Origin of the sequence: Gardnerella nova, from assembly GCF_049244055.1 — a bacterium.
Taxonomy (GTDB): domain Bacteria; phylum Actinomycetota; class Actinomycetes; order Actinomycetales; family Bifidobacteriaceae; genus Bifidobacterium; species Bifidobacterium vaginale_H.
This window is the reverse complement of record NZ_CP058369.1, coordinates 1,297,923-1,319,119: the sequence shown is the minus strand read 5'-3', so window position 1 is coordinate 1,319,119 and position 21,197 is coordinate 1,297,923. Positions and strand designations below refer to the sequence as shown.

The following is a 21,197-nucleotide window of genomic DNA, read 5'->3' as shown; positions in this document are numbered from 1 at the left end:
CTTATTTTGTTATTTCGTAAGTACTATCTTACTGTATATTTTACTTACTGTATATTTTGCAATTAAGTGTGATATTAAATTTTACGATTTACTTATTTTTAATTTATTATTTGCAATTTTTATTTGTACGTAACTTTATTCGAGCGTTATTTGGCTTAATGCAGTAAGGTTTGTTAACCAGTATCGTTTTGAGTCAAACTGCGAGTGGCTTAAGTTATTTTAAATTATTTTTTAGCCTCGACTATTTAATTTTTTATTTTTAAATTATTTAGTTAATTGATTTTTTGAAGCGTTGAGTTGTGGAATAAAGAAAGCCGAAACGCTCGAAAGCGCCTCGGCCTTCTTTAACTTTACAATCTGTTGTTATCAGCCCTTAACAGAACCAGACATCGACTCTTCGTAGAATCGCTGCATGATGATGAACAGGATTGCGATAGGAATCGAAACGCACACAGCGCCCGCGCAGAATCGTGCGAACCAGTTGCTAATGAATTCCCTATCGAGCATCTTCCACAAGCCCAAAGCAACAGTGTAGTTGTCTTGGCTGTTGGCAATCGTCTTAACCATAACGAAGTCAAGCCATGGACCCAAGAAGCTTGTAATTGCCTGGAACACAATCATAGGCTTGCAGATTGGGAGGATAATCTTGTAGAAGACCTGCCAAGTAGTGCAGCCATCCAAGTAAGCAGCTTCATCCAAAGATTTTGGAATAGTATCCATGTAGCCCTTCATAACGTAGAAGCCGGCGCCGCTACCTGCAGAGTAGACGATAATAAGTGCGATTAGAACAACCGAACCATTCGTCAAACCGAGAGCCTTCAAAATGAAGTAGATAGCGATAACTGCCATGATGCCTGGGAACATGCCCAGAATCAAAGCAATATTCATGAATGTCTTACGACCGCGGAAGCGAAGGCGAGACATGCAGAACGACACGGCAAGTACGAAGAACAAGGAGATAATGCACACGAAAATGGACACAATCAAAGTGTTCAAGAACATGCGTGGGAAGTCCAAGGCTTCGCGCTCGGTGAACAAGCGGATATAGTTATTGAACGAGTACTCTGTTGGGAAGAATGTCTTTTGGAATGGGGATTCGTTCTTGTTGAAGCTTTCCAAGAAAACCCAAACAATTGGAATCAACCAAATAATTGACAACACAGCCAAGAATAGGTGAGAGAATACGTCACCAATTATTCTTCTTACGCGCTGGTCTTTGAGCAGAGAAACACTACGAGTGCTGTGTACAACAGCGTTTGTGCTCTTAGTGGTATTTTTTTCACTCACCGGAATCCCTCCTCGTTCTTATAAGATCCAGAGTTGCGGTACGTAACAAGTGCTACGACGGCAAGAACAATAAACGTCATAATGCCGATAACAGCACCGATGTTGTAGTCTCCGCGATCCACTGTTAACTTGTAAAGCCAAGTAATAAGCAAATCAGTCTTGCCTGCTGTAGAACCAAGTGATGTTGGTGCGCCGCCAGACAAGAGGTAAATAACGTTGAAGTTATTGATGTTGCCAGTGAAGGTAGTAATCAAGTATGGAGTCATTACGAAGACGATGTATGGCATGGTAACGTTCATGAAACGCTGCCACCAGGTTGCACCATCGAGTTCTGCAGCTTCGTAGAGCTCTGCAGGAACGTTCTGCAAAATACCCGTAATCTGCATAATCGTGAATGGAATACCAACCCAAAGGTTAACAAGAATAACTGTTACTCGAGCCCATGTTGCGTCCTGGAAGAATGGAAGAGGTTGATCAATCCAACCATTTTCCATAAGCAGTCGGTTAATTGCTCCATTCTGCTGAAGCATGTTGTTCATGACGAGCAAGGATACGAACTGTGGAACTGCGATGGTAAGGGAGAAGCATGTGCGCCACAATCCCTTAAGGCGCGTGCTCTTGCGGTTAATAATCATTGCAATGAACATGCCGAAGAAGAAGTTAAGGAATGTTGCAAAGAATGCCCAAACAAGAGTCCAAACCAAAACGTCGAAGAACGTTGCTGCGTTAATAGAGCTCTTAGGGTTACCAATTGCGAAGAAGTTATTTAAACCAGTCCAAGTGAATAAGGTTGGATGGTGCTTATCGTAAGAGGTAAATGCCATAGAAATCATGAAGAGCAATGGCAAAATAGTAAAGAGAATGATGCCAGCGGTTGGAAGTGTCATAAAACCAACGTGTGCCTTGCTGTCGAGCAAAGATGAAGCGTCTTTAACAAAGTTTGCTGGCTTTTCTCCACTTGCTGTAATAACTTGTGCCTTATAAGCGCTACGTAGGGAGAGCGTTGCTAAATAAATGAGCACAATAATTGCTGCAAGAGACATAACGCCGTACAGCAAAATTTCAACGGAATTATCACCTGCGGTATAATGCCAGAAACCATTTATCTTAATCTTACCTTGCTTTTTTGTGCCAAGCGTAAGAATCTTTGGAAGGTATTCTGAACCGGTTGTGAATAAGAATCCGAAAAGAACAGCTTCACACAGAAGGAACAAAATGCCTTTAGTGAATTGTTTGCGAACAAAAGTGCCGAAGCCGAAGATAACGATGGAAATCCACGAAAGAATGTCTGCGTGCTCTGCAGCCTCTTTCAGTGAATATGGCGAAGGAGCAAAGCGTTCTACAACTGACGTCTTCTGGCGCCTTTCTCGCTTTGTGGATGTCGTGCCAGTCATGACATACCTTTCATATAAACAGTGAGTGCTTTAGAGAAGTATATAAATAACACGCCCCGGCCCCTTTTCACTAGAGTGGGGACTGGGGCGTGTTATTTGTGAATGCATAAAACAATTATTATTCGTTTATGCATTCTATATAGATTTATTTATTAAGCAAAGCTAATGCTTACTTTGCTGTTTCAGCCAAACCCTTGGCATATTCTGCAGTCTTCTCTGCAGCATTGCTTTCGGTAACGTCCTTCTTACCTGCGATTGCTGCGCCTAAAGTCTGGGTTGGATCCCAGAAGGTGCCCATCTCAGGGACTGTTGGCTGCAGTACAGAAGTCTTAGCAATGGTTTCCATCTGAGCAACAGCAGCTGGATCAGACTTTACGGAATCAGCAAGAGACTTGTCGGAAGGAATTACGCCCTGCTTCTCGTAAGCAATCTGCTGGGACTTCTTGGAGCCCAAGAATGCAGCAAACTTAGCAGCCATCTCTGGGTGCTTGGAGTTAGGGTTGTAAGCAACAGCCTTGGAGCCAGCGAAGGACTTCATCTGGTGCTCGCCGGATTCGGTCTTGAACTTTGGAAGAGAAGCAGCTGCATAGTTGTCGCCCAAAGCTGCCTTTACGTTTGCGGCATCCCAAGAGCCAGAGAAGATGGCGTCGACGGAGCCGTCCTTCAAACCGGACAAGCCGCTGCCATCGCTATCAATAGCGAAGTTCTTGTTAAGAACTAACTTCGCGAGGTACTTAGTGATTTCAGCAGCCTTGTCGCCGAGCTTCATGCCAGCCTTAGCATCGTTGCTCTTCTCGCCGAAGAGTGTCATGTTGCCATCGAGGTAGAAGCCTGGGAGGTACCAAGCGTTGGAAACGCTGAATGCAACCTTGCCCTTCTCAAGCATTGCGTCGAGAGACTTGATGTCGTCAGCAGAGAACTTGGACTTGTTGTAGTACATGAACCAAGTGTTACCGGTGTAAGGAACGCCGTACATCTTGCCATCCTGAGCGGTGACGGAATTAACCAAAGTTTCTTCGTTCTGTTCCTTAACCTGCTTTACAGCGTCATCGCTTAACTCGCCGATTGCGCCAGCCTTGACCAAGTCGCCAAGCTGATCGTTAGGGAAGAGGTAAACGTCAGCAGCAGCCTTTGCATCCTTCTTTACAGACTCAGCAGCTTTTGGTGGCTCAACAACAGTGTTCTTGAACTTAACGTTTGGATTGGCCTTCTGGAATTCCTTCTCAACGGTGTCAACCCAGCCGCCTGCCTTCTGATCCTCAGAAGCAGACCAAACAGTGAGCTGAACAGTGGAATCAGCAGCCTTCTTGTCGCTGTTGGTGCTAGAACCGCATGCTGCAAAACCGAAGAGAGTAGCAACTGCGAGGCCTGCGCCCAGCATCTTCTTAATATTCGTCATCCTTGACCTCCTATATCATGCCAAAAATTGGCATATCATTTGGTGGCGTAGTAACGAATCTTATTGTGGTGCAACATTGCGATGTTATTGCATAGAGCAGCGTCACATGTCTCACAAAATCCGTTCGTAAGCAATGTGCAGTATACACGAATATGATGTCGTTTGCAAATGAGTGGCGGCTTGGTTTATGTGTTCAAACAAACACAGTGTTTTCAAGCGGTATCGAGTAAACTAAATAATACAACACGAGAAGGGTGGAATAATGGCATTGTATGACCATGCAACTTGGCTAAAAAACGCTGTTTTTTACGAAATTTATCCGCAAAGTTTTTGCGATACAAACGGTGACGGTATAGGTGACATTCAAGGAATTATTAAAAAATTGGATTATGTGAAATCGCTTGGTTGCAACGCAATTTGGCTTAATCCTTGCTACGACTCGTCTTTTAAGGATGCTGGTTACGATGTGCGTGACTACAAAAAAGTTGCGGCGCGTTACGGAACTAATGAAGACTTACAACAGCTTTTCAGTGAAGCACACAAGCGCGAAATGCGTATTTTGCTTGATTTAGTGCCAGGACACACAAGTGAAGAACACGAGTGGTTTAAGGAAAGTTCTAAAGCTGAAGAAAACGAGTTCAGCAAGCGCTATATTTGGACCGATAGCGCATTTTCCGGCTATTCCATGCCGTTTATTGGTGGTGAAAGCGAGCGCGACGCAACGTATATTCTCAACTTTTTCAAATGTCAGCCTGCGCTAAATTACGGTTTTGCGCATCGAGATCGCGCTTGGCAATCTTCGCCTGATTCTGAAGAAGCGGCTGAAACTCGCGCAGCAATGGTTGATGTTATGCGATTTTGGCTTTCGCTCGGCGCGGATGGCTTCCGCGTTGATATGGCTGATTCTCTCGTAAAAAATGACGACAACAATGGCGAAGGAAGCCTTGGCAAGGATAATACGATTCGCGCTTGGCAGGAAATGCTTGGAATTGTTAAAGAGGAATACCCTGAAGCTGCTTTCGTTTCCGAGTGGGGCAGGCCGCGTCAGGCGCTTTCTGCTGGCTTTGATATGGACTTTTATTTGAGTTGGCGCTGGGATGGCAATCCTAATGGTTATGCACGTTTGCTTCGTGACGTTGATAACGCTTTAGATAACAATCCTGAGCACGATCACAGCTACTTTTCTGCGCGCGGCGGCGGAAGTATTTGTCCGTTCTTAGACGATTACTGCCCGCAATACGAGTCGACCTGCAACCAAGGATATTTTAGTTTTATTTCGTGCAATCACGATACGCCTCGCATGGCTCCACGCCTAGACGATCGTGAGCGTCGCGTAGCTTTTGGTATGCTACTGACTATGCCGGGAGTACCTTTCGTTTACTATGGTGACGAAATTGGCATGAAATATCGCGATATTCCAACAAAAGAAGGCGGCTATGCTCGAACCGGCACGCGCACGCCAATGCAGTGGGATGACACAAAAAATCTCGGTTTCTCAACGGCTGCAAAATCGAAACTATATTTACCTGTCGAAGCGCGAGCGGACGGGCGCACTTGCGCAAACTCTCGCAAACAAGCTGTAGAAAGTGGCGAAATTCCAACGGTTTCTGCGCAAATTAATTGCGAAGATTCCTTCCTTTCTTGGGTTCGCGCGCTTATTGCGCTTCGTCACAATCGCGCTTCTTTGCAAGCTGACGCGTCTTGGCGAGTGCTGTATGCTCCTGTTGATGGCCGCGGATTTGCTTACGAGCGTTGTGCAAAAAGCAACGAGGGAGAATCAGCTGCCGAAAGAAGCATTGTGGTTATGAATCCTGGAGTAAGTGCCGAAACGGTACCGTTTGCAACGTTGGCAAATCTTACTCAGGAAGCAGTCGAAAATCCTCTGTTGAAAATTGGCGAAGTGCTAAGTGACGGAAATTCCTTGAAACTCGGCGCACAAAGTTTTGCAGTATTCGATTTGCCGCTTTAATTCGCAATAAATACTGCGATACAATAAACGGTAGTAAAACAGAGCAGTAGAAAAATAAGACAACGTTACTTAAGACAACGTTACTTAAGACAACGTTACTTAAGACAGTATGCGTGTAAATACAAGGGAGTGCGAAAGTTATGGATACGCTAAAGCCTAAAATTCGTGCAGATAAAAACATAAAAATGGGCATTACTTTGCGCAAGTTTAAGATGCTTGGCGCGTTTATGATGATGCTTAGTGCATTTAGTGCTCCCGTAATACCGCATTTGTTTGGCGGTTTAAGAAGAGATAATATGCTCGCTCTTACATTCGCCGTTCTTGCCGAAGTAGTTAGTTGGACGGCGATGCCATGGTACGCGTGGATTCTTATGCGCGGATATCACAATACGCATAATGTGAATCTTTACATACTGCGACTGCTGATTTTGGCAGTAATTTGCGAATTGCCGTACGATCTCACTACATCCGGTTGCGCGTTTGATTTGCGCTCGCAAAACCCTGTATTTGCGCTGGTAATTGCGTTATTCGTTCTTATGGGAATCGACATGATTCGAGAGCGTTTTAGCGGTTTTTCGCGTGGCGCTGCGTACGTTGCGCTAGTGGTTGCAGGATTGCTGTGGAATATTATTGGTAAAGTTTATGTGCGCCAGCAAATTTTCTGGGGAGGCGCAATATTTCTTGTATTTGTGCTGATTTTTGAGCTGATGCAAAAGCATGAAATTCGCATGGAACTTATTTCTGGAATGTTTGGCGCTATGTCGATGCTTGCGCCTGGTATTGGCGTGGCAGTGTTGCATTATCGCAGCCCTTACGGTGATGGGCATAAGGATTCGCCGGTATTTCGCTGGATTATGTACGCGTGGTATCCGGTAATGCTGGCGGTTGCAGCATTGTTTGCAGTATTTTTGCGTTGAAAACATTTCGTAGCAGTTTTCGAATTTGTTTGTACGGCGAGTTTTACTGCAAATCAGTTTGCAGATGTAATGTCTGGGGCAGGACCAGTTGAGTTTCGTATTAGAAGCTGAAGCGGAGCTGTAACATGGCGTCTTGTGATTGGCTGCTCGTTAATAAGTGCTAAAGCAATATTGGCGGCTTGCTGAGCCATTAGACACGGATTTTGTCGAATGGTAGTTAAGCCTACTGCTTCTGCAAAAGTACTGTTGTCAAAACCAATAATGGACAAATCTTCTGGCACTCGTATGCCTAGTTTTTGTAAACGAAACAGGAACGGTATTGCTGTGGAATCTTGGTGAAAGCACAGTGCAGTAGGAGGGTTGCTGCTCGAAAATAGTTCTGAAATAGTGGCATCTAAGGGATTGTCTCCAAAGTCAATTGGTAGGATTTTCCCTTGGACTCCGGGTGTATCGTTGCATATTGTTTCAAAGCTGGTGATTCGCCTCGAAGAGCTGAAGCGAAGTGGTGAATTAAAATGTTCGTAAACGTACAGTAGTCTTTTGTGGCCTAAAGTAGTGAGATGGCGCACTGCAAGTTTAATTCCTGCCGCATCGTCAATGCTGATTGCTGCAGAAAGAATTTTAGACGCCACGCAATTAATACCCACAATAGGTACTTTTATGCGTTGAAGCTGTTCTGCTTCATTGTTGCTGATATCGAAAGAAGATACGATTACGGCATCAGTATTACCGCGTAAAGGTAGTTCTTTGAAGAAAGTTTTACGCTGTTCGATACCATCTACTGAATAAATTACTAAATCGTATCCGGCTGCGTGCAATGTAGCGTTTAATCCTTCAATAATACAAGCGCTGAACCATTCTATGCGACTGCTGCCAATGAGTAATGCTATGCGGTATGATTTGCCTGATTTCAGTACTCCTGCGGTTCTTGATACAGTAAAGTCGAGTTGTTCTGCTGCTTGTGTAACTTTTGCTCGTGTTGCTGGTGTTACTTTGTCTGGGTGGGCGAAAGTTCTAGAGACAGTTGCTATAGAAACCCCTGCTAGCGTAGCTACATCGCTAATACTATTTTTTGACATTTTGTTCCCTTCTGATCTTCTGCCTCTTTTTGCTCAAATATGAAGAGTGTTACATATACGCCTTAAAAAGAACATATAAGTGTTATGTAAATACAATAAATGTAAAGGTTTACATTTTTAGACACGCGGGTAAAAAAGTATTTATTTTTGCAAAAATAGTGCAGTTTAACGGATTTGAAATGAAAACCTTTACATTAACATTTTTTCTGTTTGACCAGTAAAAACTTTTCGCAATATCATAGATTTTACCCATTAATTTCACGAAGAAGTGGAGTAACAATGAACATTAGAAAAATGTGTATTTCATGTGTTGCCGTTTTAGGCATGCTTGCTAGTGTTAGCGCATGCGGCAGCAATTCTGCCGGTGTCACCGACGCGAAAAAAGACAAAGGTTTGCCGGTAATGGGCGAGGCATTGAAATATGATCCTAACCACCTTGTTAATCAAGGCAAGCCAATTGCTTTGGAATATTGGAGCTGGGGAGACAGCAGTACAGACCCAATCTACGATATGATTAAGCAGTATACGAAAATCTACCCTAATGTAACGTTCAAAACGAAGAATGTTGCTTGGGACGATTATTGGACGAAACTGCCGTTAGCGCTCAAAGGCAAAAACGGCCCGGCTCTGTTCAATATTCACAATTCCAAGGATGAGCTTATACGCCCATACGCTGCCGACTATAACGTTGACAAGGCAGCAATGGAAGCCGATTACAGCTCCTCTGTTGCACACGAAGACGCCAACGGAAAAGTAAAGTATATTGACTCGGTTATCAATACCGGCAATATTTACTACAATAAAAAGCTTTGGAAAGAAGCCGGTTTAACGGAAGCAGATATTCCTAAGACTTGGGACGAACTACGCGAGGTGGCAAAGAAACTCACCAAGTGGAACGGTTCTAAGATGGTACAAGCTGGTTTCAATGTTAATGGTGACGCATACCCTGCAATCAACCAAGGCTTGAACTATCAACGTGGCGAACTTGCGTTCGATAAAAGTGGTAAAAAGCCTAATTTTGACAACAAAATTACGCGCGAAAACATGCAATTCTTAAAGAATTTGTACGACAAAGACAAAGTTATTGCAACAGACTTCGGTACTGATTACACGCAAAGCTTTGGCAACGGACAATCCGGAATGGTATACGCTTGGGGTTGGCTTGAAGGCCTACTGAAAGAAAAATATCCGAACATAGAATACGGTATTTTCCCAACTCCAACATTCACGAAAGAAACGCCATTTGCCTACGATCGCTACAACGGCGAATCCACTCCAGGAATCAACGCTCACCAAAGCAAAGAACAGCAGGCCGTGGCACAAGACTTTATCAAGTTCATTCTCGCTAACGACGCTTTTATTCGCTCTGCAGTGAAACATCTGAACTCGTTCCCAGCGAAGAAATCGCTACAGAATGATCCAGAGATTCTTAAGGCCCCGGTAATGGCTGCTATTCAGCCTCGCGTGAATAGGTTGATTTGGCCAGGCATCACTCCTTCTACGGTGGAAACCAGCAGCAAAGCAGCGTTCCAAAACGTTATGCAAAATGGTCAATCTATTGATTCCGCAGTAAAAGAAGCACAAGCGACCATGGTAAAAGACATGAAGAATTCCAACTTTAAGTCCGCAGAAAGCAAGTATGAATTCTTCAAAGAACACAAGTAAAAGATTCATAAACTGAAGTGTGTTCTCGCAAGTAAGGCAAGGGAAATCATGGAACAAGTAAATCAGAAATCTCATTCAACTCCTCTGAGAAAAAAATTTGGTGGTATAGCAAAAGTAACCGCTGCGTTGTCTCGAACCTTCTCCTTTCGCAATGTGGCAGTGACATTTCTGGTTGCTTATTTCGCGATTTTCCTTGCCTATCCTATTTATAAAGCGTTTGCCGGCAGCTTCCACGAGTGGAATCCGTTGGTTGGAACGTACAACTGGGTTGGGCTCGATAATTTCAAGCAGATTTTAACCGACGGCTTATTCTGGAAGTCAATCGGGAATACGGCGATTTTCATGGCAGTATCCGTGATTTTCCGCATTATTCTCGGTTTGGGCTTGGCAATGTTGCTCAGCTCCAAGCTCGTGCATTGCAAAGATTCGCTGCGCGGCCTATTTTATATGCCAACGATTACGCCACTTGTGGCAGTAAGCTTCGTGTGGATGTGGATGTTTGATCCGCAGTTTGGCATGATTGATAAAGTTACGGGATTGAATATTAATTGGTTGCATAGTTCTACTTGGGCTATGCCGGCAATTATTATCATGACCATTTGGAAAGATTTTGGCTACGCAACCGTGCTATATTTGGCAGGCTTAATGAATCTTCCCAAAGACGTGTATGAAGCCGCCGATATTGATGGCGCTAACAGTGTGCAAAAATTCTTCCGTATTACTTTGCCGCTACTCAAACCAACAACGTTATTCATTGTGATTACGTCAATGATTGCTTACCTGCAAGCCTATGTACAGATTTTAGTTATGACTAACGGTGGTCCAGGAACAGCAACTTACACTATTAGCTACTTAATCTTTGATCAAGCTTTCCAAAAGTATAACTTTGGTATTGCGTCGGCCATGAGCGTAGTGCTTTTTATCTTTACTGGCGCACTCACGATAATCATGTTCAAAGCTTCTGAGGACGGTGAGTTGGTATGAGCAATAAGACGAAAACGGTGGAAGTTGCTGTTACGGCGCCGGCTAAGGGGGGTATTGTGAAAAAATTACGTAATCGTGCAAGAAGCAGCACTCGTCATGCGGTGTTGAGTTGGTCGCTTACTATTTTTCTTTTTCTGCTTTCTGCGCTGACAATTATTCCGTTTGTGTGGATGTTCATTTCTTCATTTGCGCCAAATAGTGATATTGTGCGTGTCGATGGCGGACTGTTCCCTATACCGAGTACGTTCGATAACTATGTTGGGATTCAGGAAAAATTTGATTTCTTGAGATTGTTCTGCAACTCGTTGTTTGTTGCCGTAGCAAAAACGGTAATTGCTATTTACACCAGTGCAGTGTTGGGGTACGTATTTGCAAAAATGCGTTTCCGTTGCCGTAATTTGCTTTTTGGTATAGTAATGAGCACCATGATGGTTCCGTGGGCCGTAACTATTATTCCGCAGTACGATATGATGACAAGCTTCGGTTGGCAGGATACGTATCGAGCCTTAATTGTGCCGGGATTAATTAGTGCTTTCGGCATTTTCCTTTTCCGTCAGTCAATAACAGGTATTTCTGACGAACTCATTGAGGCTGCAAAACTCGATGGCGCATCTGATTTCCGTATTTTCCACAGCATCATCCTTCCTATGAGTCATAACACGATTGCTGCGCTCGCCATCTTCACTTTCTTGTGGAATTGGGAAGATTATCTGTGGCCGTTCTTGATGATTTCGGACGAAAAGAAGCAGCTGCTCGCAGTGGGTTTGAAGGTGTTTAGTGGGCGATATGGCACTGATTATGGTGGCTTGTTTGCAGCGACTTCTTTGGCGATTGTGCCAGTTATTATAGTGTACGTAATTTTCCAAAAGCAGTTTATTGCCGGTATTTCCACTGGTAGCGGTAAGTAACACGCAGAAGTGAAAGATAGATACGTAAGTGCTGTGCGCGAAAGTGTGGTGCAACAAGTGTTGCGTAACGAATGTTGCAGTGTGGCCTTGCGTACTGAAGTAAAGGTGCTGCTATGAGTGTGGTAAATATGAGCAAGCAAAATGAATCACAAATTATCGGTAAAGCTGTGAAGTATTCGGATTCGCAATCTCAAATTTTTGCTGACGTTGCAAATTCGCAGTATGCCAAAGCACAGGATATTCAGGTAATTAAGGGCGAAAAGTGGCGGATTACGGTTATTACAGATTCGCTACTGCGCCTTGAGTGGAGTGACGACGGCGAATTTGCAGATGCTCCTACTCAGACGATAATTCGACGCAATTTTGCCGATAACAATGCCAGCAATGATGACAATGCCAGCAGTGACGCGAATCCTGGCGTGCAGCCGAAGTTTTCTGTGCGCAAAAACGAAGGCGGCTGGTTGGAAGTTGAAACAGAAAAACTGCTGCTCACTTACAATTGCAAACCTTTTAGTAAAGAAGGTTTAAGTATTGTCGTTCGCGGAGTGCCGTGTACGCAGTTTAATACGTGGCACTATGGTGACGCGTGCCCTGGCAATCTTCTTGGAACTTTTAGAACTTTGGATCAAGCGAATGGTCCGGTAAAACTCGGTACGGGCATTCTTTCGCGCGACGGATGGTCTGTTTTAGATGATTCTGCAACTTGCGAAATTGTGTCTGCTGAAAAAGTTGATGGCAAACCGAATCCGTATGGGGCTTGGGTGCAGCCGCGCGCACAAAAAGTTAGCGAACAAGACGGCAGATACAAAGACCTGTACTTCTTTGGTTACGGACATCGCTATATTGATGCAATTCGAGATTTTTACCGGCTTACTGGTTCGCAGCCGTTACTGCCGCGCTTTGCTCTAGGTAATTGGTGGAGTCGCTACTATCGTTATCGTCAAGACGAATATTTGCAATTGCACAATCGTTTTAAGGGCGAAGGAATACCTTTTAGTGCAGCCGTTATAGATATGGACTGGCATGTTACTGACGTTGATGCGAAATACGGTTCAGGTTGGACTGGTTACACTTGGAACGAGGAGCTTTTCCCAGACCATCGTGCTTTCTTGCGTAAACTTAACGCGGCTGGTTTGGCTCCAACTTTGAACTTGCATCCGCGTGACGGAGTGCGTGCGTTTGAAAAAGATTATCCGCAGGTTGCGCGAGATGCTGGTATTGATCCGGCGAGTGGGAAAGCTGTGGAATTTGATTTAACGAATCCGCAATTCGTGGAAGCTTACTTCAACATGCATCATCGCATGGAAGATGAAGGCGTGCGATTTTGGTGGATTGACTGGCAGCAGGGAGGTGTGACGCGCGAGCCTGGTTTGGACCCGCTTTGGATGCTGAACCACATGCATTATGAGGATGCTGCGCGCGACGGCCGCTGGCCGCTTACATTCTCTCGCTATGCGGGGCCTGGTTCGCATCGTTACCCAGTTGGATTCTCGGGAGATACTGTTACTACTTGGGATTCGCTTGCTTTCCAAACTTACTTCACTTCTACAGCTTCAAATATTGGCTACGGATGGTGGAGTCACGATATTGGCGGTCACATGCTTGGCGTGCGAAATAATGAGTTAGAAGCGCGATGGTACGCTTTCGGTTCGTTTAGTCCCATTAATCGTTTGCACTCGACTTGCTCGCCGTTTGCTGGAAAAGAGCCGTGGAATTTCCCTAAGGAGACTCGCGAAGCAATGGTGAAAATGCTTCGTTTGCGCGCGGAACTTTTGCCGTACGTTTATACGATGAATTATCGCGCAGCTTTTGAGGGCAGGCCGATTATTGAGCCAATGTACTGGCAGTCGCCGGAAGTTGGAATGGCTTACGAAATTCCTAACGAGTACCGTTTTGGAAGCGAGCTTATAGTATCGCCGATTGTTTTGCCTAATGATTCTGCTGCTTTGCGCGGATGCGCTGGAGTTTGGTTGCCTGAAGGTGACTGGTACGATTTGTTTGACGGGCGCAGGTACGTGTCTCGCGGCTGGAATGGTCGCAGGTTTGAAGCATGGCGCGAGCTTGATCGAGTGCCTGCTTTTGCGCGAGCCGGAGCAATTGTGCCGCTGCAAGTTTTGCCGGAAGTTGCAGATTGCGAGCGTAGTGCTGAAGCTGCTGAATCGGTTAACAGTATTGCAAATCCTCGTAGTTTGCGCGTTCTCACATTCCCGGGTGCGGATGGCGAATTTGTGATGCGCGAGGATAACGGCGACTTTGCTGCCGCGTCTGCGGGGAATACTGCCGACACACGTATGAATTTTGTGTGGCGCGACGGCAATAGTTCTTCGCAATTTATTATTTCTGGCGTAGAAGGTGCGGAAGCTGCTGTAGAATCTGTGCCGCAAACCCGCAACTGGAACGTGGTATTTAGAGGCGTAGATTGCGCAGACTTCTCGAACGTTCGTGTATTTGTAGGAGGTCGAGAGCTTAACGCAAGCGAGTTTGTAGTTTCTTACGAAGGCGAAGATTCAACTTTGAGCTTAACTGTTTCCGTAAATGACGTTCCTGCTTGCGAAGAAGTTCGTGTAATTGTTGACGGCGGATTGCAAATTGCTGCCGACCCTAAAGTTGGCGACGCTTACCGATTCCTTCTTCAAGCGCAAGTGCCGTACCGTGGTAAGGAAATGGCTTTTGACGCAGTGCGTGAGGCTGGCGGAAGTGCAAGCGCTATTGCTGCAATCTCAACTCTTGAATACGAAAACGAATCGGAAGCAGAAAAGTATCGCAACAATGTTGATATGCTTAACGCTTACGCAACTGATCAGCCTTCCGTAGTGAAGTGGGCGCAGTGGCGTTGTACGTTGCCGGTTTCTGTAAAGCATGCGCTTGAGGAGATTCTACTTCGCTCAGTTGAGTAGGTGGATTGATTGTTGAGCTTGTGTTGCAGTTGATTGCAGCGTTGCGTGCTTGTGTGAAGTTGGAAGCGGCTTAGCTTAATTGTTCATTGCAATTATTGCGTGGGTGGCTTCCAACTTTTTGTATATATCTTGCAAATATACTGTATATAATTAAATTGATATTAATAACAAAAGTTTAGATTTGTATAGACAATTAAAGTTTTGTTGTGCTTTTTTGAAGATTTTTGATACAAATTTGCGATCAATGGGCTTGATTTTAGTAATAAATCGGGGGGGGGGTATATTTTTTCTTTCATTAAACAGTTGTTTAATCTCTCCACAAAATATTTTTCTAATGATATAATGTCTTAACGGGCTAGCTGTATTTATTCATATAGATACAGCTATTGGCTTATAAAGGAACATTGTCAATGTGCGTTGAGTTTTGGATGCTGAAATTTCTACATTGACGTTGAAAAATTAATAGCAGTAACCATAACAGAGACGGATATTAAATCTCAAAACTAAAGAAATCACTGGTTTTGTAACAGTTGCAAGGAGGAAACATGAGTAGAAGATCTATGAAGCATGCGCGTAAAGTGAGTTTGGACGCCACAATTAACCAAGCTCTTGCAAAAACTGTTGATGCTCGCAAAGTTACAGCGTTGACAGTTGGTGCCGCAGGAGTGATAGTTGGCGCTTCACTCGCTTTCGGAACAGCGCCTGCGATGGCTGCGGAAACAAACGCTCTTGATTCTCACTCTTCAGCGGAAAAGCAACAGTCTGCGGAAGATATTTATGATTTCGATGTAGACGCCATTGGTAATCAGTCTGACACAGATGCAACTGACAATCAGTCCGGCAAAGAATCTCAAGACTTAGACTTATTCAATGATGATTTAGATTTAAGCGATTTGAATTTGACGGAAGATGAAGACAATGCACAAAACGCAAGCCAAAGTACCGCCAGCGATGAAACTAAATCAAACGAAGAAAAGCAATCTATTAAAGAAGACAGGGCAGGCGAAGAAAAGAAGCCTAACGAAGTAGACTTTTCCAAGTCAATGCCAAATATTTACGGTTGGGCAACTCCAAACAATACTTTTGACACTAATCTTGCAAAGCAAGAAGTTGTGTATCACCTTCCAAAGCCAGAAGATGGCAAGAAGATTGTGCGCGTTGTGATTTTGCCAGATTCGAGAGATGGCATTAATACTGATGAGGAAGCTGCATATAAGAACTTAATTGAGTATGATTCTGAACGCGTAGACGATATGCATCAGACGTATTCTGGAATTTATGAGTTCAAGAAGAATCCTGACGGCAGTGCAGATTTGATTATGAAGCAGCCGTTTAGGGATGCAGGAATTAAAACAGGCCAAGGTTATTGCGCAAACCGCTCAATCTTCCTTTACTATAACGAAGGTGATTTGCAGCACAACGCAACATCTAACAACTTCCGTACCGCAACGCTTGTGCCGCCAAAGGTCGCAAAGTCAATCGTATTAAAGTACAACGAGCGCCTTTCTGCAGATACTGTGCGCAAAATGCTTCACGAAGCAGTGAACCTTCCAACTGATCACAAAGCTGGCAACGACGTAGACAATATGAGCGTTGCTGACCAGCTTGTTTCACAAAGTAAGTCAGGGGGTGTTGGCTTGCGTGTTGACGAGAATACTGTGAACAACACTCCAGATACAGTCGATGCAAAAATTCCTGAAAGCATGGGCGCATACGACGACGACATGTTCTCCAAAATCAACACTAAAAATGGCGACGACTACGCACTTGGTTCGAACACTCTTAATACCTACATGGTGACGGATCTTGGCATAAAGTCCCCAGCAATACCGCTTACTGTAGTTCGTTACGACGATCGCATCGAAAAGTTGGAAGTAGAAAATCCAAATAATCTTACTGCTGACGACAGGAATGCTATTGCAAAGCGCGTTGCTGAAAAGAATCATATTGACGCAAGTAAAGTCAGCGTAGACAGCGAAGGTAACGCTACAATCAACTTCGATAATCTATTCCAGCAAAACCAGCCTGTTATTAGCAAAGATATGCTGGTTATGAAGAAGCGCTTGCACTTGCAAGATGGAGATATTGAGCTACCTTCTGGTGAAAACGCTGTGCCTGTTTATAATCCGATTGCATATTCTAAGGATGATGTTGCTCGAATTAAGCAAGCTATTTTCGACGCGAATAAGAACAACAGTAAGCTCGGTCTTACTAGCGTGGATCAGATTACTCTTGAGTATCTTAAGGGTAATCTTACGAAAACCGGTAAATCTAATCAGGATATTTCAAACGGACGGGGCGAAAACACTATTACCGTTAAGATTAGTACAGACAAAGCTGTTGGTTCGTTTAAGTCGGATATTCAAAATAGTAAGATTACGCGTTCTGTTGATTTGCGTAAAGATTACGACGTGAAATTCGACAAAACAAAGCTCGATGGCCGCGACAGTGACGAAGGCTTGGAGTGGAGTGAAGATCACAAGACGCTTATTTATCGTTACGATTCTTCGCTCGGAAGCGAGTTTAATACTAACGATCTGATTAGGATGCTCAAAGCAACCCCTAAGGGAGATTTAGCTTCTAAAGGCTTGCGAAACCTCGATGGCTCCGACCGCTTTAACTTTAGTCGTGAAGGCACAGGCGGTAAGCGTGTATATTCTCACGTTAATTTCTTCATGGATGAAAACGGTGAGCCAACTGGTGTTCTCGATATACTTTCTCAAACTCCAAAGGGCCTTAATGAGCCAGGTCTTGCTGTAGCAAATTCTGGAGAAAAGATGAGCGAGTCCGAGTCAAAGGCTGGAAAGTACAGCTTTGACAAAGATAGCGAGTCTGTAACAGTTGCAGCAAAGGAAGGAAAAGTATATAAGGCGCGTTTGTTCGTGGATCCTTACCATCCGTATTACTACATGTATGTATATGACAAAGGTAAGAACGTTTACAATACGTCTAAAGCAATTAATATTCTGTTCGTTCCTCAAACAAAGAACAAGAAGCAGGACTTAATCGCTTCCGTTGACAAGAACAAGACTTTGCCGGATGGAACTCCTACGGATCCAACGTATTACAACGCTACTCCGGAGCTTCAGAAAGCTTACGACGACGCATTAGAAGAAGCTAGGAAAGTATCTGAAGAAGCTCAAAAGAAGAGCGACGAAGATATTAAGAAGAATCCGGAACTTCAGGCGAAAATTGATAACGTTACGCTTAAGCTCGATAAAGCTCGTAAGGATCTTGACGGTGATCCAACCGATAAGAATCCTTTGCAAGAGTCCGTTAAGGAGCATGGTGACGACGCTAATAGCGGAACGCAAGCAACCGACAAATACAAGAATTTGGACGGTGAATCGTTTAAGACTCCTGAAGGCAAGCCGGATGATGCTAAGAATGCGAAAGCTAAAGAAGCTAAGAAAGCTTACGACGATGCTTTAGCAGAAGCGCAAAAGCTGGTAGCAAATCCTAACGCTACACAAAAGCAAGTTGATGCAGCAAGAGATACTCTCGATAAGGCTCGCAAAGCTCTTGACGAATTCGCAACAGACAAAGACAAGCTTAACGAATCAGTCAATACTAATAGCGGAATTGATACGGGCACTACGGATGACCATTCTGATGCTGATCCTCGCTACCAGAACGCTACTGAAGACGAGCGTAAAGCTTACGACGATGCCGTAAATAAGGCTGCGGAATTAGCTAAAGATCCTAACGCAACGCAGACTGACTCTGATACTGCAGCGGATAAGCTTAAGGAAGCAAAGGAAGCGCTCGATAAGCGCGAAACCAACAAGAAGCTTCTTGACGCTCAAGTACAGCAGAGTCACGATAACGACAAAGCTGACGATCTTGAATCTGCAAGCGTGTTCTACCGCAACGCTAAGAAGCTTAAGGATGGCGAAAGCTTAAATGGAGTCGATAAGGATACTGCGTTAGGATACGCGGACGCTTACGACAAGGCGCTTGAAAACGCTAATAACGTTCTTAAGGATCCAAAGGCAACGCAAAAACAAGTTGACGAAGCGCTTGATAAGCTCAAGGAAGCAGAAGACGACTTGCATAAGCTTTCTAGCGATCCGACGGATATTACTAAGACTGTTGCAGACAACTTTGCCGGCAATAAGCTTCCTGCGTACTTCAACGCTAAAGATAAGGCGAATGCTGGGGATAAGGATGCTGCTCAAGCATTCAAGGATTACAACGAAGCTTACGAAAAAGCAAAAGCTATTAAGAATAAGCTTGCTGATGATCCTCACGCCAATATTGATACGAGGGAGATTGAGGCTGCAAAGAAAGCTCTTGACAAAGCTCGCGAAGTAATCGAAAAGTACAATACCGACGCTACTAAGCTTAAGGCTTCAGTAGATGACGATAAAGCTACGCAAGATGATCCTGCGTACGCAAACGTTTCGGACGAAAATGCTTCTGACGAAGCAAAGCAAGCAAAGAAAGCCTACGACGACGCGCTTGAAGAAGCTAAGAAAGTACTCGGAAATAAGTTAGATAAAGACGTTGACGAAAACGGAAAGGTAATACCTAACGATAAGAAGAATACGGATAAGAAAGTCGACGACAAGGACTTCCTTGACGGCGTACAAAAGCATGCTGATGGTCGCGCTTTGCAAAGCGATGTTGACAAAGCTTTGGAGGATCTCGATAAAGCTCGCAAGGATTTGCAAAAGTACGCAACTAAGACGGATGCTTTGAAGAAGTCGATTGACACTGATTCGGACACTAAGAAAGGTCCTTCTTACAAGAACTCTTCTGACAAAGGTTACACGAATGATAAAACTAAGGTAACTGATAATTCTAAGACGCCTGCAAAGAAGGCGTACGACGATGCGTTAGAAGAAGCAAAGAAAGTTGCGAACGATCCTAAGGCTACGCAAAAGCAAGTCGACGAAGTTAAGAAAAAGTTGGATGAAGCTCGCAAGAAGATACAAGACGAGTACAAAACCGACATCACTAAGCTCGACGACTCCACAAAGATAGACAGCACGAAGGATCCTGCATACAAAAACGCTGCTGACCCTAATGCTTCTGAAGATGCTCAAAAAGCAAAGCATGAGTACGACAAGGCGTTAGCAAAAGCTCGTGAGCTCATCGCAAAGCACAACGGCAAAGATGTGCCTCTCAGTGAAAAACCAACGCAAGCACAAATCGACGACGCTCTGAAGAGGTTGCAGAAAGCGCGCGAAGATTTGCAAAAGTACGCTACAAGAACGAAGGAATTGCGTGACGAAGCCGGGAAAGACGGCGACTTCACCAAGACAACTGAATTCCAGAACGCAGTTGATCGTGCGGGAGACAATGAAAACCCGGATGTAGCGGCGTACAAGAAGGCGTTGGATGAAGCTAATCGCTTGTTGAACGACCCGAATGCTACGCAGAAGCAAGTCGACGAAGCGTTGCGCAAGTTGAAGCATGCCAAGGATCTTATTGCTGATAAGTATAAGACCGTCTTGGATGATTTGCAGCGAGCATACGACAAGGATGAGCCGTTTAGCAAGACGCTTGAGTACACGAATGCGTTGAACGCAGGAGACAATAACGGGAACAACCCGGATGTGGCGGCGTACAAGAAGGCGTTGGATGAAGCTAAGCGCGTGCTGAACGACCCGAATGCAACCCAAAAGCAAGTTGACGACGCGTTAAGCAAGCTGAGGGAAACAAGAGACCTAATTGCAAAGAAGTACAAGACCAATAAGGAAGAGCTGCAGAAGGAATATGACAAGGATGGATCCTTCACAGCTTCGCCAGAATTCAATGGTGCGTTAGTATCTATTGGTTTAGACGGCGAAGAAAATCCGGACTTGGCGGCGTACAAGAGTGCATTGACTGAAGCTAAGCGCGTGCTGAACGATCCGAAGGCTACCCAAAAGCAGGTTGATGATGCGTTGCGAAAGCTTAAGGAAGCAAGGCAGCGAATTATTGACAACTACAACAGTGGTGACGATTTTGACTTCGACGGCCTTGGTGATTTGGGTGACTTTGGCGACGATAGTGACGCGAACGAAAATGGCTACGGCAATTATAACGGTGGCGGCAATTATAGTGGCGGCAGCTATAGCGGCGTCTATAATAACGGTTCTGCTAATGGGTTCGGAACAAGCACCGTTGGAAGAGTAGAAACCGTTGACAAATCTGCTCTGAAGGTTGAAGTAGATAATTCCGTGAGCACTATCGGCAACGGCGAAAATGCATACACGCATTCGTATGTCACTGTTGCTAATACGCCGGAAGCCAAGAACTACCAGAACGCGCTCGACCACGCTAAGCAGGTGCTTTCTGACCCTAACGCCACACAAGCTCAGGTTGACGAAGCACTTAACGCTTTGCGAAACGCAAAGGATGCTCTGTCAAAGCGGCTTGCTGGCAACGAAGGAAAGTCTAACGGTGGCAAGATTGCGGATACCGGTGCAAACATCTCGGCATTCGCAGGTCTTGCTGCGACCCTTGCTGGATTAGGTATTGCAGGTTTCGTAGTGCGACGTCGCAAGAATCGCAAATAAGCGTTAGTTACTTTATGTAATTAACATTGCAGCCAACGTGCTGGTGTGAACTTTCTCCCATGAGTTCACGCCGGCACGTTTTTTATTAGTGTAATTAGTGTGGTAGGTAATTAAACGTAATTAATACGAAATTAAACAAATAAAGCCCTATTTTTTATGATAATTAGCGCCTGTTCTTCATAAAAGTGTTAA

At 44.5% G+C, this 21,197-nt stretch carries 11 protein-coding genes; 7 read left to right on the top strand and 4 right to left on the bottom strand.

The genetic code is table 11. The annotated features are described in order from the left end of the window. Nucleotides 1-366 precede the first annotated feature (366 nt). The 3 genes from HXT56_RS05140 to HXT56_RS05130 all read right to left on the bottom strand — a co-directional run bounded on the left by HXT56_RS05140 (nucleotide 367) and on the right by HXT56_RS05130 (nucleotide 4,080). Nucleotides 367-1,287, bottom strand: coding sequence for a sugar ABC transporter permease (locus HXT56_RS05140; protein WP_116712651.1), 921 nt, complete (start codon nucleotides 1,285-1,287; stop codon nucleotides 367-369). Then, nucleotides 1,284-2,681 carry a carbohydrate ABC transporter permease gene (locus HXT56_RS05135; protein ID WP_116712650.1) on the bottom strand — a complete coding sequence of 466 codons (1,398 nt, stop codon included), beginning with the start codon at nucleotides 2,679-2,681 and terminating at the stop codon, nucleotides 1,284-1,286. The genes HXT56_RS05140 and HXT56_RS05135 overlap by 4 nt, the downstream gene beginning before the upstream one ends. 169 nt (nucleotides 2,682-2,850) lie before the next feature. After that, nucleotides 2,851-4,080: an extracellular solute-binding protein gene (locus HXT56_RS05130; RefSeq protein WP_116712649.1), complete on the bottom strand. Its 1,230-nt coding sequence runs from the start codon at nucleotides 4,078-4,080 to the stop codon at nucleotides 2,851-2,853. Between the two features lie 262 nt (nucleotides 4,081-4,342). Between HXT56_RS05130 and HXT56_RS05125 the strand changes: the two genes are divergently transcribed. Continuing rightward, nucleotides 4,343-6,049, top strand: coding sequence for an alpha-amylase family glycosyl hydrolase (locus tag HXT56_RS05125; protein WP_421777944.1), 1,707 nt, complete (start codon nucleotides 4,343-4,345; stop codon nucleotides 6,047-6,049). Between the two features lie 140 nt (nucleotides 6,050-6,189). Beyond that, on the top strand, nucleotides 6,190-6,966 hold the full coding sequence (locus HXT56_RS05120) for a TraX family protein (protein WP_116712647.1): 777 nt from the start codon (nucleotides 6,190-6,192) through the stop codon (nucleotides 6,964-6,966). 53 nt (nucleotides 6,967-7,019) lie between these two features. Here HXT56_RS05120 and HXT56_RS05115 read toward each other — a convergent pair whose 3' ends face one another. Further along, entirely contained in the window at nucleotides 7,020-8,045 is a 1,026-nt protein-coding gene (locus HXT56_RS05115) for a LacI family DNA-binding transcriptional regulator (RefSeq protein ID WP_421777943.1), read from the bottom strand. A gap of 279 nt (nucleotides 8,046-8,324) precedes the next feature. Between HXT56_RS05115 and HXT56_RS05110 the strand changes: the two genes are divergently transcribed. The 5 genes from HXT56_RS05110 to HXT56_RS05090 all read left to right on the top strand — a co-directional run bounded on the left by HXT56_RS05110 (nucleotide 8,325) and on the right by HXT56_RS05090 (nucleotide 21,005). After that, nucleotides 8,325-9,710 (top strand): extracellular solute-binding protein, encoded by a 1,386-nt coding sequence (locus tag HXT56_RS05110; RefSeq protein WP_421777942.1) that lies wholly within the window; start codon nucleotides 8,325-8,327, stop codon nucleotides 9,708-9,710. Nucleotides 9,711-9,758: 48 nt separating this feature from the next. Continuing rightward, nucleotides 9,759-10,694, top strand: coding sequence for a carbohydrate ABC transporter permease (locus HXT56_RS05105; RefSeq protein WP_116712644.1), 936 nt, complete (start codon nucleotides 9,759-9,761; stop codon nucleotides 10,692-10,694). Then, nucleotides 10,691-11,602 carry a carbohydrate ABC transporter permease gene (locus HXT56_RS05100; RefSeq protein WP_250310037.1) on the top strand — a complete coding sequence of 304 codons (912 nt, stop codon included), beginning with the start codon at nucleotides 10,691-10,693 and terminating at the stop codon, nucleotides 11,600-11,602. The genes HXT56_RS05105 and HXT56_RS05100 overlap by 4 nt, the downstream gene beginning before the upstream one ends. A 128-nt stretch (nucleotides 11,603-11,730) precedes the next feature. After that, complete coding sequence (locus HXT56_RS05095) at nucleotides 11,731-14,499, top strand: TIM-barrel domain-containing protein (protein ID WP_421778498.1); 2,769 nt, start codon at nucleotides 11,731-11,733, stop codon at nucleotides 14,497-14,499. A gap of 545 nt (nucleotides 14,500-15,044) precedes the next feature. Continuing rightward, nucleotides 15,045-21,005, top strand: coding sequence for a peptidase (locus tag HXT56_RS05090; RefSeq protein ID WP_421777941.1), 5,961 nt, complete (start codon nucleotides 15,045-15,047; stop codon nucleotides 21,003-21,005). Nucleotides 21,006-21,197 lie beyond the last annotated feature (192 nt).

Coding starts and splice junctions, on each gene's coding strand:
- HXT56_RS05135 (WP_116712650.1), bottom strand. CDS start 2,681: ATGACTGGCACGACATCCACAAAGCGAGAAAGGCGCCAGAAGACGTCA.
- HXT56_RS05130 (WP_116712649.1), bottom strand. CDS start 4,080: ATGACGAATATTAAGAAGATGCTGGGCGCAGGCCTCGCAGTTGCTACT.
- HXT56_RS05125 (WP_421777944.1), top strand. CDS start 4,343: ATGGCATTGTATGACCATGCAACTTGGCTAAAAAACGCTGTTTTTTAC.
- HXT56_RS05120 (WP_116712647.1), top strand. CDS start 6,190: ATGGATACGCTAAAGCCTAAAATTCGTGCAGATAAAAACATAAAAATG.
- HXT56_RS05115 (WP_421777943.1), bottom strand. CDS start 8,045: ATGTCAAAAAATAGTATTAGCGATGTAGCTACGCTAGCAGGGGTTTCT.
- HXT56_RS05110 (WP_421777942.1), top strand. CDS start 8,325: ATGAACATTAGAAAAATGTGTATTTCATGTGTTGCCGTTTTAGGCATG.
- HXT56_RS05105 (WP_116712644.1), top strand. CDS start 9,759: ATGGAACAAGTAAATCAGAAATCTCATTCAACTCCTCTGAGAAAAAAA.
- HXT56_RS05100 (WP_250310037.1), top strand. CDS start 10,691: ATGAGCAATAAGACGAAAACGGTGGAAGTTGCTGTTACGGCGCCGGCT.
- HXT56_RS05095 (WP_421778498.1), top strand. CDS start 11,731: ATGAGCAAGCAAAATGAATCACAAATTATCGGTAAAGCTGTGAAGTAT.
- HXT56_RS05090 (WP_421777941.1), top strand. CDS start 15,045: ATGAGTAGAAGATCTATGAAGCATGCGCGTAAAGTGAGTTTGGACGCC.